This is a genomic window from Saccharothrix ecbatanensis (assembly GCF_014205015.1).
GTDB classification, from domain to species: domain Bacteria; phylum Actinomycetota; class Actinomycetes; order Mycobacteriales; family Pseudonocardiaceae; genus Actinosynnema; species Actinosynnema ecbatanense.
Genome location: NZ_JACHMO010000001.1, coordinates 1175908 through 1190385, shown reverse-complemented (window position 1 = coordinate 1190385; position 14478 = coordinate 1175908). Strand labels below are relative to the sequence as shown.

16 protein-coding genes are annotated in these 14478 nt (G+C 69.2%); 8 read left to right on the top strand and 8 right to left on the bottom strand.

Annotated features, from left to right (window positions below; translation table 11 throughout):
* Positions 1-352: 352 nt before the first annotated feature.
* From F4560_RS05435 to F4560_RS44140, 3 genes are all read left to right on the top strand, one after another.
* Positions 353-766 (top strand): hypothetical protein, encoded by a 414-nt coding sequence (locus tag F4560_RS05435; protein ID WP_184917065.1) that lies wholly within the window; start codon positions 353-355, stop codon positions 764-766.
* A gap of 9 nt (positions 767-775) precedes the next feature.
* Entirely contained in the window at positions 776-2314 is a 1539-nt protein-coding gene (locus tag F4560_RS05430) for an alkaline phosphatase D family protein (protein ID WP_184917062.1), read from the top strand.
* Positions 2315-2908: 594 nt separating this feature from the next.
* Positions 2909-3034, top strand: coding sequence for a hypothetical protein (locus F4560_RS44140; RefSeq protein ID WP_312868519.1), 126 nt, complete (start codon positions 2909-2911; stop codon positions 3032-3034).
* Here F4560_RS44140 and F4560_RS05425 read toward each other — a convergent pair.
* A complete protein-coding gene (locus F4560_RS05425) occupies positions 3027-3902 on the bottom strand; it encodes a hypothetical protein (protein ID WP_184917059.1) in 876 nt (291 codons plus the stop codon). The two genes, F4560_RS44140 and F4560_RS05425, sit on opposite strands and share 8 nt — an antisense overlap.
* Positions 3899-4234 carry a PadR family transcriptional regulator gene (locus F4560_RS05420; RefSeq protein ID WP_312868517.1) on the bottom strand — a complete coding sequence of 112 codons (336 nt, stop codon included), beginning with the start codon at positions 4232-4234 and terminating at the stop codon, positions 3899-3901. The genes F4560_RS05425 and F4560_RS05420 overlap by 4 nt, the downstream gene beginning before the upstream one ends.
* Positions 4235-4896: 662 nt before the next feature.
* Here F4560_RS05420 and F4560_RS45975 point away from each other — a divergent pair.
* The 4 genes from F4560_RS45975 to F4560_RS05400 all read left to right on the top strand — a co-directional run bounded on the left by F4560_RS45975 (position 4897) and on the right by F4560_RS05400 (position 9053).
* A complete protein-coding gene (locus F4560_RS45975; RefSeq protein WP_184917056.1) occupies positions 4897-6666 on the top strand; it encodes a glycoside hydrolase family 99-like domain-containing protein in 1770 nt (589 codons plus the stop codon).
* A 54-nt stretch (positions 6667-6720) separates the two neighbouring features.
* Positions 6721-7023, top strand: a complete 303-nt coding sequence (locus F4560_RS05410; protein ID WP_184917053.1) for a hypothetical protein — start codon at positions 6721-6723, stop codon at positions 7021-7023.
* A 141-nt stretch (positions 7024-7164) separates the two neighbouring features.
* Positions 7165-8100 (top strand): hypothetical protein, encoded by a 936-nt coding sequence (locus F4560_RS05405; protein WP_184917050.1) that lies wholly within the window; start codon positions 7165-7167, stop codon positions 8098-8100.
* The gene (locus tag F4560_RS05400; protein ID WP_184917047.1) at positions 8097-9053 is read left to right on the top strand and encodes a hypothetical protein; all 957 of its coding nucleotides are present in this window, start codon (positions 8097-8099) and stop codon (positions 9051-9053) included. Before F4560_RS05405 ends, F4560_RS05400 begins: the two co-directional genes overlap by 4 nt.
* On the opposite strand, the gene F4560_RS05395 is transcribed toward F4560_RS05400, so the two are convergent.
* From F4560_RS05395 to F4560_RS05380, 4 genes are all read right to left on the bottom strand, one after another.
* Positions 9050-10333 (bottom strand): caspase family protein, encoded by a 1284-nt coding sequence (locus F4560_RS05395; RefSeq protein ID WP_184917044.1) that lies wholly within the window; start codon positions 10331-10333, stop codon positions 9050-9052. The two genes, F4560_RS05400 and F4560_RS05395, sit on opposite strands and share 4 nt — an antisense overlap.
* Positions 10334-10340: 7 nt before the next feature.
* Positions 10341-10718, bottom strand: coding sequence for an effector-associated constant component EACC1 (locus F4560_RS05390; protein WP_184917041.1), 378 nt, complete (start codon positions 10716-10718; stop codon positions 10341-10343).
* A gap of 193 nt (positions 10719-10911) precedes the next feature.
* A complete protein-coding gene (locus F4560_RS05385) occupies positions 10912-11670 on the bottom strand; it encodes a hypothetical protein (protein WP_184917038.1) in 759 nt (252 codons plus the stop codon).
* Positions 11671-11895: 225 nt separating this feature from the next.
* The gene (locus F4560_RS05380; RefSeq protein ID WP_184917035.1) at positions 11896-12066 is read right to left on the bottom strand and encodes a hypothetical protein; all 171 of its coding nucleotides are present in this window, start codon (positions 12064-12066) and stop codon (positions 11896-11898) included.
* Between the two features lie 225 nt (positions 12067-12291).
* Here F4560_RS05380 and F4560_RS05375 point away from each other — a divergent pair, with 225 nt between their 5' ends.
* The gene (locus tag F4560_RS05375; RefSeq protein WP_184917032.1) at positions 12292-12480 is read left to right on the top strand and encodes a hypothetical protein; all 189 of its coding nucleotides are present in this window, start codon (positions 12292-12294) and stop codon (positions 12478-12480) included.
* Between the two features lie 65 nt (positions 12481-12545).
* Here F4560_RS05375 and F4560_RS45415 read toward each other — a convergent pair whose 3' ends face one another.
* Together F4560_RS45415 and F4560_RS05370 are read right to left on the bottom strand one after the other, a co-directional pair.
* Complete coding sequence (locus tag F4560_RS45415) at positions 12546-12680, bottom strand: hypothetical protein (protein ID WP_281391880.1); 135 nt, start codon at positions 12678-12680, stop codon at positions 12546-12548.
* Between the two features lie 44 nt (positions 12681-12724).
* On the bottom strand, positions 12725-14269 hold the full coding sequence (locus F4560_RS05370) for an alpha/beta hydrolase (protein ID WP_312868511.1): 1545 nt from the start codon (positions 14267-14269) through the stop codon (positions 12725-12727).
* Between the last annotated feature and the right edge of the window lie 209 nt (positions 14270-14478).

Genomic DNA, 14478 nt, shown 5'->3' with positions numbered 1-14478 from the left:
TCGCAGGTTCGGCCCGACCACCCTCGTCGTGATCGTCCTGCTCGTCACCGCAGTGCTCATCACCGGCCTCGCCGTGCTGATCGCCTGACACCGGCGAACGCCGCACTTGGCGCCGAAGCCCGCCGGGTCACGCCTGACGGGGCGTTCATGCCGACGAACAGACTCGGACGCCCTGCCTGTCGCGATGTCAGGTGAACACCCGACACGCGACCTTGCGCTGTCCTGGGACGCTATCGGCCGGGACTGTCAGCCCATGCCGATACGTCGCCGCTTTCGGTGACATTGGGCGAAATCCGGGCGCACGCCCTGCCGCGATGCCCGGCAACGTCGGCATCCCGTAGAGGAGAGGTCCATGAGGAAGCGTGCTCGGTTGGCTTTCACGGCGGTCGTGGTGGGCGTGCTCGGGCTCGTCGCTCCGCAGGCGGCATCAGCGGACTCGGCGACCTGCAGCAAGCGGGTGCTCAACACCGACGGCACCACCAAGTACGAGGGCTGCGCCGGGCTTGCGTACTTCATGTCCTACGGCGACCACCTCATGGTCGACGACCACCACGCCGACGGATTCCCGGCGGTCGTGCAGTGGTGGCGCAGTGACGGCACCGGGCCGTTCGAGACGTGGAACCGGGAAGGCTCCTCGGGGCCGGACGTCAAAGCGCCGACCGGCGACATCCCCGAGGGGGACTGGATCTTCTACAAGGTCTGCATCGGCTCGGCCGGGGAGATCTTCCGGAACACGTGCAGCGACGGCGTCACCGACTACGCGTAAGGGGAAGCCGTGCGCAACGTCCATCGACGTACCTTCATCCTCGGCGGGGCCGCCGCGGCCAGTTCGATCGCCCTGCCCTCCGCCGGCGCGACCGGTGTGCCGGCGACGGCGACCTCGCTGCCGCACGACCCTTTCCAGCTCGGCGTGGCATCGGGTGACCCGTCGGCCGACGGGTTCGTGCTGTGGACCCGGCTCGCACCGGCGCCGCTGAACCCCGACGGGCGCGGCGGGATGCCGTCGTCCAACGTCGACGTGCAGTGGCAGGTGGCCACCGATGGCAACTTCGCCAACGTCGTGGCCTCGGGCACCACCACCGCCACCCCGGCGAGCGCGCACAGCGTGCACGTCGAGGTGTCCGGCCTGGACCACAGCCGGTTCTACCACTACCGGTTCCGCACCGACACCACGCCCTCGTACCTGTCGCCGGCCGGGCGAACCCGCACCGCACCCGGCCCCGGCGTCCTGGCCAACCAGCTGCGGTTCGCTGTCGCGTCCTGCTCGCACTGGGAGGAGTCCTGGTTCCACGCCTTCCAGCAGATCGCCGACGACAGCCCGGACCTCGTGCTGTTCCTGGGCGACTACATCTACGAGTTCTCCACCGACAAGACGACCAACGTCCGCGAGTACGTCGACTGGGGCACCGACGTCGTCGACACGCTGGCCGAGTACCGGTTGCGGTACGCGCAGCACCGGACCGACCCGGCGCTGCGCGCCGCACACGCCGCGGCGCCGTGGGCCGTGGTGCTCGACGACCACGAGGTCAAGAACAACTGGAACAACTCCACACCCTCGGTGTCCCAGCGGGCGCAAGCCTTCCAGGCCTGGTACGAGAACATGCCCGTGCGGGCCGCGCAGAAGCCGGCGGGCGGGACCATGACCATGCACCGCCGGCTCGGCTGGGGCTCGCTGGCACGCTTCCACATGCTCGACACGCGCCAGTACCGCTCCCCGCAGTCGGTCCCCGACTGCAACGACGGCACTCGCCGCATGATCAGCGCGAACCAGGAGCAGTGGCTGCTCGACGGTCTGGCCACGCGCCCGGCAACGTGGGACTTCCTCGGACAGCAGGTGTTCTTCGCCGACCGGGACAGCGACCGCGACCCGAACACCTGCAACGGCGACGACTCCTGGGACGGTTACCGCGCGCAGCGCAGCCGCATCAGCGCGGGTTGGGTGGAGCGGGGTGTGCCCAACCCGGTGGTGCTGACCGGAGACGTGCACCGGCACTGGGCCGCGGACCTCCTGGCGAACCCGTACGATCCGGACAGCGCGCACATCGGTGTCGAGTTGGTGGCGACCTCGGTCTCCAGCGGGGGACCCTACGCGGACCCGAACAATCCGAACCCCCGCCTGCCCGGCCACCTGCCGTACGTCAAGTACCTGCACGACCGGCGCGGCTACATCCGCTGCACGGCGACCAGCGAGCAGGTGACCGCCGAGTTCATGCAGCTGTCCAGCACGACCGAGCCGGACTTCGCCAAGGTGTCCGTCTCGCCGCACGCTCGGTTCGTCGTGCCCGAGGGCGAGAAACGGTTGCTCCGTGGGTAAGAGTCCGTCAACGTGACCCGACCGGCGCCTCGTCCGGTTCGCGGGTTCGCTGGGAGGCGGTAACGGCGCGGGCAAGCCAGGACTACGCGGCACACGACGTCAGCGGTGTCACCGCCGCCGCCACGTACGACTCGCATCTGCGCAACCACATCCTGCCCCGGTTCGCTGGGACGGAGTTGGGCGAGTTGTCCCGATTGGTGATCAAGGCGTGGGCGAAGACGTTGCCAGGCTGCGACTCAACTCCGGTGACCAGCCCGAACGGCCGCACGCCGATCCCGAGGAAGTGACCGCGCCGGCCGAACGGACGTCGGCCGGCGTCCGTACCGTGCACCCGCCGAAGCTCCTCGCCGAACTGTTGGCGGAGCTGCGCTGTGAGAAGCCCGCCGCTCGGTTCGTGTTCACCGGACAGGACGGTGGCGTCACACCCACAAAGACCTGGCTCATCGAAGCGACGGTTCCAATTTTGCTCCCACCTTCCGCTCCCGCGTGCTCCTTGAAGTCACGAACTGCCACCCGATACGCAGGTGAAATCAGCTCGGTGCGACACCAGACGTTCCCGACTGTTCCCTGTTTCCGCTCAGCAACCCGGGCCTGATGTCGATCCCGCTGTCGTTCGTGCTGGGCTACCTCGGCACGGTGCTCCGCGACCGCGCCGTCACCGAGCGGTTCGACGAGCTGGAGGTCCGCTCGGTGACGGGCATCGGCGCGGGCGCTAGGTGACGCTCGTGCGCCGGGGCAGGCGCACCAGCCCGCCGATGGCGACCAGGAACACCAGCGGTGCGCCGAAGAAGATCAGCGTGGAGACCGTGTCGTTGATCGGCCCGTAGTGCACAGCGTGCACGAGCCGCGCGAGCAACGCGGTCGCGACCGGCGCCGAGAGCACCAGCGCGGCCCGCCATCCGGTGGCGGACCTGATCCCGGCGGCCAGCACCGCGCCGGCGAACAGGACGGCGAGCGCCGCGTACTCGGCGATCTCATCCCGGTGGCCGAATACCCCGAGCCCCACGATCACCAGGACCGTCGCGGCCATGGTGACGATCGCGGGCCAGCCCCGGGCCTTGCGCCCGTTCGACATGGAGAGCGCGAAGGCCGTGACCACGCTGAGCAGCACCCAGCCCGCCTTGTCCGTGAACCACTGCCAGCTCGCGAACGGCAGCTGGAGGACCACGATCAGCCCGGCGGTGGCCACCCAGGCGCCGATCGCGGCCGCCCTGCGTTTCCCTGCCATGGCAAGGATCGCGACCCCGAGCCAGACGAACCACACCGGCGCGTCGGGGAGCTGCTCGAACGGCGGCGCCGAGCCCGCCTGAACCCACCAGGCCAGCTCGTGCAGGCTCGTGGCCGCACCCGCCAGGACCGCGATCGGGCCGAGCAGGCTGACGATCGCCAGCACGTCGGCCGCGAGCAGACGCCGTACGTGCAACCGGAACGCGCCCCACAGCAGGTCGGCGGTGTCCCGCGGGCCTGGGGTTGTCCGGTCACCCGCGTCGGCGATCAGCACGCCGAGCATCTCGTCACCGTGCTTTTCGCGGTGGTCCCGCGGGTAGAGGCCCAGCAGCCGCCGGTACCGCTTCTCGAGTTCGCTCACGCCGTCCCTCCGATGAGCCGTGCACGCAGACGTGTTGCCGCGACACGGGTAGTGGCCCGCACCCGTTCGATCTCCTCCGCCAGCCTGGCCGCCCCCGGGTCGGTCAGGCGGTAGTACCGCCTGAGCCTGCCGTCGACCACCTCTTCCCGATCGACGGCCACCCACTCGTCCGAGGTCAGCCGGTCGAGCGCGGTGTAGAGGGTGCCCGCCCGCAGTCGCACCCGCCCCCCGGAGATCTGCTCGACATCACGCAGGATCCCGTAGCCATGCCGGGGCTCCTCGGCAAGCGCGGTAAGTATCAGGAACGTGGGTTCCCGCAAAGCGTCAGTCACAGGAACGGTATATACCGATCATCGGCCTATGCGCAAGCCACCCTGTCGCGAGTCGCGCCGCGCCACCACCACCCAGGACATGCTGTCTGGGAAGGAACTCGACTTTCCGGGTGAACGGGATGAGGTCAGACAGAGCAGCCGAGTCCGACTCCGAACGCTGCGGAGATCTCCGGTTCCTCGCAGGGCACCAGCCGCTCGACCCTCTCCACCACGGTCACCCGCACACCGAGCCGCGCCTCTCCGTGAACGGCCCGGCTGGGCGGTCGCGACCGTGCTCAGGGTGTAGCCGCGGACCGGCGGTCACGGTCGGTGTGCAGGACATCATGTTCGCGGTGCGCTCGCAGCGGACGATGGCCCGCGAGGGTCGGACGGCCGGCGGCATCGAGTACTCGGTCGTTGGCTGCGACGAACTGCGGGTGGTCAAACAGGGTCGATGGTTCGCGCTGCCTCCATCCGACTGACGGTCCAGCATCGCAAGTCACCCGTGCCGGACACGTGCCTTCTCCGCGGCGTGACAGTGGCGGTCGAGCTGGAAGCCTGTTCCCGTAGGGCCTTGTTCTCCAGCATCAGCTCGTTGATCACCTGGGCGTAGGTGCGGACGAGTTTCGAACGGTTGCGGTATTTCCCGCGCGTCGCCCGACCGGTTCGGACAGGATGGCCGGGTGAAGGCTCGTATCCCGTTAGCGGTCGCGGTCCTCGTGGCGGCGCTGACCTCCGTGTTCACCGCCCCCGTCCCGAGCGCCACCGCGGTCGGCAACTCCGAGAACAAGGTGACCGACCCCGTCCCGCTGCTGGAGCTGCACACGGCAGGCGACGTGGGGCTGTTCTGGACGCTGTCGCAGGCCGAGGCGGAGGCTGCCGTCACCTCGCACCGCATGCGCAAGCGCGTCAATGCCAGGGTCGGGTACCTGCGCCGGGCCGCCTTCCCCGGCTCGCAGCCGATCTACCGGCTGCGGAAGCAGACCGAGTCCGCCTACCTGCTCACCGCGTCGGTGTCCGAGCGGGACCAGCTCACCACCGGCCCCAGCCCGGCCTTCCGGTACGAGGGGATCGTCGGACACGCGTCGGCGACCGCGCAGCCGGGCACCGAGGTGCTGTACCGGATGCGCAAGGACGGCCTGGTCAACTCGTGGCGGCCGATCCTGGCCTCGCACGTCGAGGCGATGCAGGCCCAGGGCTACCGGATCGACGGGCCGCTAGGGCACGTGCACCCGAGGTGGATCCGGACCGGCGCCATCTACTTCGGCGTGTTCGACGCCAACGGCAACCGGTCCATGATGGACCGCATCGAGCAGTACTACGGCCCGGACTCGGCGAACGACTGGTGGGGAGGCGTCCGGCACGCCCACGACCGCCACCCCAAAGCCGTCCGGCACTGGCCCGACGAGGACTTCTCGCACCTCAAGCCGGCGATCGGCTACTACGACGACGCCCGACCCGAGACGCTGGAGAAGCAGATCGCGCAGGCCGCGGGCGCGGGCCTGGACCACTTCGCGTTCTACTGGTACTGGAACCCCGCCGCGGCAACCGAGCAGTACGCCACCGGGCTGCGCTCGTTCCTGGCCGCGCGCAACCGCTCCGACCTCAAGTTCACCGTGTTGCCGTGCATCCACCCGTGGGGCGGCGGCGCGGGCGGCACGCTGCGGATGCCATCCGAGCAGATCACCCGCGCAGCGCAGATCCTGGTCGACGAGTACCTGGCGCAGCCGAACATCCTGCGCGCCAATGACGGCCGGCCGATGCTGCAACTCTGCGACGTGCGCGGCATCGGCAAGCCCAACGGCGGTCCCCCGGACAACAGCATCGACGCCGCGGCGGTCCGCCAGTTCACCGACGCGGTCCGCGCCCGCGCCCTCACGACGCTCGGCGAGGAGGTCATGATCACCATGACCACCGACAACGGCGTCCCCAAGCCCGAGCACGGCCTCGACGGCGGCTACTGCCCGGGCCGCTGGGACCACCAGCAGAGTTCGTACGAGAACTACGTCGCCGGTGAACGCCTCTTCTTCGCCACCCAGCCGGGCTCGCTGATCCGCTGCGCCACGTCCGACTTCGACGAACGGCCCCGCATCGGCATCAGCAAACCCGACCCGGTGCTTTCCGGCGACACCCACGAGGAGGCGCAGGCCAAGCTCCACGCGGCCTTCAGGTGGTACGAGGACCAGTCACTCCCCGCGTTCCGCGACCTCCTGGCCAATGTCCGCGCCGACCTCGACGACTCCACCCGTGAGTCCACAGTGGACAACTTCGTGCTCCTCTACGCGTGGAACGAATGGCACGAGGGCGGCGTCATCGAACCCAACGCCCGCGACGGCTGCGCCTACCTCGACGCCGTCCGCGCCGAACTCCGCCTCACCAAGGGCACCGGCTGCGTCGCCAACCCGACGCCGGAATTCGGCACAACACCCGCGGCCGGCCCCGCCACCATGTGATTGTTCCCAGGCGTTCGACACCGGTTGGTCCGCGCCGTTCTGTGCCTTGTGCTCGTGGTCGAGCAGCAGTTGGGTCAGTTCGACGTCCTTCTCCCTGCTCCAGGTCAGTCCGAGCAGGTGGCGCCACCGCTGGTGGATGGCGCCGAGGCGGTAGTTGCTCAGTTCGTGTCCGAGGGTGGCCCAGGCGGCGCATGCCTCGACGAACGCAGGGGCCTGGGTCAGCCGGTACTCGGTGCCACGGACGAAGGCGGGCACTCCGGCTTTGCGCAGGGCGTCGGTGACGTCCCGGCATTGACTGTTGTGCGGGCAGATGACCACAATTTCGTGCAGGGGCACACCGCGCCACCGCGTGTCTGACCGTGGTGACAGCGTGGCGGCGCTGTACCCCATCTCAGCGAGGGCGGGGTCGAAGCTGCCGGCTTGAGGGTTCTGGACGATACGATCGGCTGCCGGTGGGCTGCTCGTCACGGTGGCCTGTGGCGAGGGAGCTCGGGACGGATGTTGTGGGCATCGCTGGGCACGAGCGTCGTGCTGATGCTGCTCGCGTTCGTCGGGTTGACCGGGTATCGGGTGGCCCTGGTCGGCGGCACGTGTCTGGCTCTGGCCAGTGGGGGACTTCTTTTGCAGAAGGCGGTCGGGTGGATGCCCGCCGATCAGGTTGAGCCGTTGAGTTACCAGTTCGGGACCGTGGTCGCGGTGGCGGTCGTGGCCATTCCGTTCGGTTTGCGGCGCGACGTCGCCGGGGCGGTCACGGCGGCGATGTTCGCCGTGGTCACGTTCGGATGCCGGCTGTTCGCGGACATCACCGCGGTCGCGCGGATCGGGCTGATGGCGTTGACGCTGCTGCTCGTGCTGATCGCGGTGCACGTCGTCGGCGAGCAGTGGATGATGATCAAGGCGGCTGGCGGAGCTTTCCTGTCGGTGCGGCGAGTCTGGCGGTCAGGCATGGTGATCGCGTCGGTTGGCCTCCTGGGCACCGCCGCCAGTGGCCTGATGCCGGAGGTCTGGCTGGCGCTCGGCCTGGTGTTCCTCCGCTACGCGGGCATCATGGCGGCGATCCAGCTCGCCGGCTTCGCGATCATCCTGGTCCGCAACGGAGCGTTCGCCCGAGCCTGGGTGAAGCGGTGGTCGAGCACCCGGCGGCGGGCCACCGCCGATCTGGTCCGGTGGATCGCGGCGTCGGTCGGTGCGCTGATGCTGCTGGGCGTCTCGGCGTTCGTTCAGCCGCCGGCGCCGGTCAGCATCGCGCTGCTGGTCGGGGGCGTGGCCTGCCTGACCGCGGCCGGTACGATGCTGCGCCGGATCCTGGATCACGCGGCGCACCACCGGTACATCATCGAGCTGCCCGTGAGCCCGCGGTCAGCGCTGCGCGGACTCGTGGCGTCGGAGCCCGTGTACCGGCTGCTGCCGGGCATCTCCCGGGAGGGCCCATGATCGTCAACGCAATCGAGTACGTCACCTTGCTGGTGGCGGCCTGGATCCTGATCAACGCCGCGTTCCGGGGCGACGCCATCGTGCCGGCGGCGGGCTGCCTGGCCGTGACCGCGGGCGGGCTGCTCTGGGAGACGTTCGACCCGTGGATGCCGCCGGAGTTGCGGACCGTGATCCTGAGATCGGCCGTGACAGTACTGGGCTTCGCGGCGACGGCGGTCATGATGAGCCGCCGCAGCGACGACGATGTGCGGGCGATCGTCGCGCTGTTCGGCTCGGCTGCGGTCGCCGGTGTGGTGCTGCGCTACGACCTCGGCGAGTTCCGATCGATGATGATCCTGGCCGCGATCGTGCTCGCGGTCGTGGCAGCCGCGGTCGGCCTGCACATTCCGCTCGCGCGGCACGTCCTGGAGCGGGAGACCAAGGAGGCGGCGGCCAGCGTCCACACCTTGTGGACGACGGGGACGACGTGGGCGGTGCTGCTGTCCTGCGGCCTGGTCGCGTTGTGGCTGCAACCCATGCCGCGCTGGGGCGAACTGCTGCTGGAGGTGGGATGCACCGCGGCCGGGATCGCCTTGCTGACGGTGAGCCAGACCATCGTGTTGATGTGGCGTCATCCCGGGTTCGCGGCGGCGTACTCGGTCGAGATGTCCAAGACCATTCTGGACGTCCGCGGCGCCATGCTCGGCGGTGTCGTGCTGCTTCCGCCGGTTGTCGCCCTGCCTGGGATCGCACTGTCCCTGGGCGGCAATTCCCAGGCTGTGAGCTCAATGATGTGGATGGCCGGCACGTGGGTGGTGGTCGGGACCTTCCGGGTCATGCGCATCATCCGACGGGAGGCGATTCGACAGCGCCGCACGGCGATGACCGGCCCGGCCTCGACGGCGGTGCGGAACCTGGCCATGGACGATCCCGTCTACCGCCTGCTGCCGGGGATGTTCCGCAAGCGTGACTAGAGTTTCCCCATCGCAGCCTGGATGACGCGGCGGTCGGGCCTAGGCAGGCCGCGCTTGCGCAGCATGCCCTCCAGCACGCTCCGCGCCTTGTCCCCGTGCTTATGACCGGCGAGCTCGTCGACCGCGGCGATCTGCTTGTCCAGCGGCAAACCGGTGGCGGACAACCAGATCGCCATCATCAGTCCCCAGAGGGCATTCGGGTCTTCGACGGCCGCGGCGTCCCAGTCGTCGGCCATTTCCGCCTCGAACAGGCAGTCCTGTTCGACCAGGGAGCTGAACTCGCGCAGCTTCTTCAGCGTCTGGTGCACGTCGCCGGGCACGCCCAAGCCGCGCAGCGTCTCCACGGCGGTTCCGCCCTCCCCCAGAGCATCGAGCTCGGCCACCATGCGCAGCCGGGCCAGCACCGGCCACTTCCGGTCCTTCGCCGCGTTGCGCAACACGAGCCGGTCGCGAGTGTCCTCACCGGCCCGCCGCACCAACAGATCGACATGCCGGAACGGATTCCCTTGCGGCCCGGTGCTTCGCGGCACCGGCTCGGCATGCGCGGTGTTGTGCACGAGGGCCAGGTCGCTGGCCGTGTTGCTGTGCACCTGTTTGGGCTCCGGCAGGTTCCGGCCGCGCAGCTTGCGGCGTAAGTGCCGGTACACGGCGTCGACCGACAGTAGGGACGCCTCAGCGGCGATGCCGTTGCGCAGCGTGTCGATCAGTTCGCCGGTGAAGACGGTGTAGCGCTCGCCCTCGTTGAACAGGGCCTGGAGATCGCCGGGTGCGGAGGCCAGCGTGTAGGTCCCGGACAGTTCCACTTGGCCGAGCAGGTCGGTCTCGGCGCCGAGGGTCCGGATCGCCCGTCCGGAATAGCAGCAGTCGAGGATGAGCACCCGGACCCGCGCCGGGCTCGACTGGACGGCCTTGCGCAGCAGGCTGATCGGCAGTGCGGTGTAGTCGGCCATGTCCAGCTCGGTGTCGGCGCAGGCCAGCAACAGCTCGCCGTCCTCGCCGATCAGGCCGTGGCCGGAGAAGTAGACGACCAGGATGTCCTCGGCTTCCCGGCACCACGCGGCGATCTGCCGGATCGCGAGGTCCCGGCTGGGGTCGACAAGCGTGTGACACGTGTCCTCGCCCAGCCCGCCCAGTCCGGGATCGCGGAAGACCGCGGCCAGGCCCTCGACGTTGCCCGCGACCGGCGCGATGTCAGGCAGCCCGTTGCGGTAGTTCGCAGTGCCCACCAGCACCACCCGTGACCGGTCCGGGTCGGCGAGCCGGAGGTGCCTGTTCGTCACGGGCGGCTCAGCCCTCGTCCAGCGTGCGGGAGAACTCCGCCACCATCTCCCGCAGCTGGGCCAGCTCCGCTGGGCGGACCCGGTCCGCGTCGATGGTGACGCTGCGGTCGCCCTTCTTGACGGTCGCGGTGATCTTGGCGCCGCGGTTGCGCATCCACACCGACAGGGTGCCGATCAGGGCGGTCACCGCGCCCCCGCTGCCCGCGGCGACGATGATCGTGTCGAGCACCGAGCCCATCTGGCCCGGACTCGGCTCGGTCCGCTGCAGCGAGGTCAGCCCGGCGAAGTCGTCCTGCTCGCCGAGCCACCGCTGCAGGGACAGCAGTTCCTCGACGCCACCGTCGTTGATGGTCACGCGGAGGCCGACCGACTCTTCGACTGTCACAGCGAGTAACGCTAGCAGCACTCCGCGCCCACTTCACGGATTCGCGAACAAACATCGTCCACGCAGTTCAACCTGTGGCATGAAGTCCAGCGAGCCGGCTCCATCAAACCCAGGCCACATCAGAGTCCCCGTCAAGCCGGGGCGGTTCACGGGCCGCTCGTGGCCTGTAGACGACGGCCTGGCTCATCGACCCTCATGGGCGCCGTTCAACGTCGCCGGCGTCGGGTGCCAGTTGCCGCAGGGTATACGCGAGAGCGGCGGCACGAGGGAGGGCTCGACCGTGCATCCGCGCGGAGTGGAGCACAGCCGGACCAAGGGCGGTAGTCAGTTCGGTCAGCGTGTCATCCAGCCACGCTTCGACGAACGGCGGCAGCGTCGTCCCGGCCGCCTCACGCAACGCCTCGGCCACTCCGAGCAAACCGGCGGCTCCCCGGTGCCGGCCAAGGGCACGCAGCACAAATGCGGCGAGCACCGTGGTGATCGACAGCCCCCACAAGCCACCAAGTGTGCTGAACTGCCGGAGCGCCTCGGTGACGTGCTCTGCGGCGCCGGCCGCGTCCTCCATGCCCAAGCCGGCGAAGCCGAGCAGGACCCGGATGAACGCGCGGGCCTCCGGGTCGCCTCCGTGCCCGAGTGCCGCTTCGGCCTGCCGCGCCAAGTCCCCGGCTAGGGAGAAGTCCCATCGAGAGGTCGCCAGCACAGACATCAGCAGGAGCGCCCAACTGCGCTCCCACACCGCGTCCGCGGCGTCCGCGTACCGAAGAGATGCACTCAGCAGGCACCCGGCCTCGCCCAGCTGCTCGGTGAAAATTCGTATCAGACCCAGGTACTGCAGCGCGTGTGACAGCCTCGCGTGATCCTGACCGGCCTCGCTCAACCGTGCCGCCTGCTCACACGCCGTCACCGCCTCAACGACGTCGCCCTGCACGATGGCGAGGGTCGCCGCGTCCATCAGCGCATGTGCTCGCACCCTGGGATCCGCAGGTCCGGCTGTCAGGATGCGAGCCAGCCACCGCCGGCCCTCGGCGTAGTGGCCACGCAGGTCCCAGAACGGGTACACCGACCCTGCGATCCGGGCCGCCGTGTCGACATCGCACTGTGGTGAACTCCTTCTCGAAATGGAGCCGGAAACGACTCCAGCGTTGCCTGGAACGTAAATTTGCCCGATCTCCGGACGCTATCGGCCGCCGTACTCAGGGAAGAATGCGGTGACCGAGATGTTCAGGAACGCTCGTTTGGCGTTGATGTTGTTGCCGACGTCGCCGTACATGGCCATGAGGTCGCCAGGTCCGTACCCCTGGTCGAGCTTGGTGCACAGGTACTTAGCCAGGGTTTCGGCTTCGGCCATGTCGTGGGGCGATGTTCTTCTGCGTGAGCAAGTCGTGGAACTTCGGAGTTGTGTTGTTCGCGGGGCCGCAGGCCGCAGTGAGCACGAGCGCCACGACGGCCCGCTCCCCTGGGTCGACACACTGGGTGTAGTGGCCTCATGAGAGGACTGCCTGATCATGCTGATCGACGCGCTTGCGCCGAGGTACGCGTAGTCCGCATGAAGACCTGCTGTGCACTGCGCAGCGTGTTGTCTACGCGGACCTCGGTGGGCGCGGGGCGTGGTGGTGTCTTCGACACCCAGTGGCGGTGGCGGTGGTTGGGGCTGCTGCCAGGGTGTGGGTTTCTCGTCACCGAGCTGCGCGACAGCCGTCTGACCTGCGTAGATGACATTTCCGGCAAGCACAACGTCGCGGACCAGTCCTCGGCGGCCTGATCAACGAGTACAAACCCACAGCAGCCTGAAGCGCAGGTCAGATGGTGTGGACGACTCTTGGAGCCCTACAGGTGCACCATGACCAGGGTCACGGCGTAGGCCAGGCCGATGGCTGCGGCGATGAGCAGCTGGTCGGACGCCGGGCCGAGTGCCTGGTGTGCCGGCTTGTCGGGATCGGTGGCGATGATCGTGCCGACCACCAGGTGTTCCCCCGTCCATCGACACTCACCGCCGGCAACCACGGTCACTGCGGGGCGACGTCGGTGCAGTCGACCTTCTTGTCCGGGAGCCGGCCGGTGGTCAGGAACGTCACCGTCGCCTCGTCCACACACGTGGAGCCCTGGTTGTAGACGTAGTGCCCGCCGTTGTCCGCGCCGACGAAGGCCGCTCGCTCGCCGAGGACCTGGTACAGCCCGAGGCCGTCCTCCCACGGTGTGGCGTTGTCCCTGCGGTTCTGCAGGATCAGCGTGTTGCGCGGTCCCTCGCCCGTAACGCGGACGGGCTCTTCGATCGGCTTCGGCCAGAACGCGCACGCCCAAATGTTGGTGGGCATCCCCGCTGTGAGCGGCCAGGCCGCGCGGTCCTCGGCGGTGCGGCGGGCGTACTCGTCGACGTCGTCGGACCACGGCGCGTCACCACAGGTAAGTGCCAGGAACATGGTGGCCTGGTTGTCGGCCGGCACGCCCGGGGTCGGCGGCGGCGCGGTGAACACCTGCTGCAGCACCTGGCCATCCGCCTCGGTGAGCGTGCCGTCGGCCAGTCCGACGGCGGCCTTCCAGAACTGCGCGAGCACCGGGAGGGTCTCGTTGTGCAGCAGGAGGCTGTAGGTGACGGTGCGCAGCATCGAACCCGTCAGGGCCAGCGGGGTGCCGGGGACGGGCGCGGGGGTGCGGTCGAGGCGGTCGGCGAGTGCGAGGTACTTCCGGGTCACCTCGTCGACGGTGCCGCCCAGTCCGAGCGTGGCGTGCTGCGCTGCGGCGACCCTTGCCGCGTCGGGGAAGCGTTCCGACATGGCCTTGCCCCAGTTGTCCGTCGCGTGCGCCCAGACCTTCGTGGGGTCGACGTTGCCCTCGATGACCACCCGGTCGGCGCGCTCCGGGAACAGCGACCCGTAGACGGCGCCGAGGTACGTGCCGTAGGACTGGCCCCAGTAGGAGATCTTCTCCTCGCCGAGCGCCGTGCGGATGCGATCCATGTCGCGGGCCGTGTTGGCGGTGGTGAAGTACCGGAGCTCCTCGCCGGCGTTCGTCGCGCACCGTTCGGCGTCGGCGCGGGCGTGGTCGACGTTCGCGGTGATCGAGCCGTCCGCAGCCGGGTACGGGAAGAGACCGGCGAGAGACGGGTCGTCGAAGCCGCAGCTCTGTGGGGTGCTGTGCCCGACCCCACGCGGGTCGAAGCCGATCAGGTCGTAGGCCGCCAACACCGACGGCGGCAGGGTCGGCGCAACGGCGCCCGGTGTTTCCAGGCCGGACAACGCCGGGCCGCCCGGGTTCAGCAGCAGGACACCGCGGCGGTCGCGGGACTTCGCCGACGGCAGCTTCGAGACGGCCACCTCGATCTCCTCGCCACCGGGGTTCCGGTAGTCGAGCGGAACCTTCACCGTTCCGCAGGTGAGCCGAGGGTCGCGACCGGCGCCCTCGGCCAACGCCGGGCACGTGCCCCAGGTAATGCGTGGCACGGCGGCCACCTCGGCGACGACGGGTGGTGCGTCCTCTCTCGTCGTGTCTTCTTCCGTGTCGGCGTCACAGGCCGCCACCGCGGTGACGGTGAGCGCCACCGCGATCACCACCCTGGTGAACCTCCGGGGGATACCGGCTCCCGCTGACCGTTGCATCGTCTTCAACGCGCTTGCCCTCCAGTTCTCGGCGTGCCGCGACGTACTGACGCCGTCGCCAGCAAACCTATGGAAGACCGCGGCGCCACGAATCCCCTTGGCGTGGACACTTTCCTGTAGTCCTCACGGGGGACAGCGGCCTGCGGCAGTCGGTCATCCCGCCG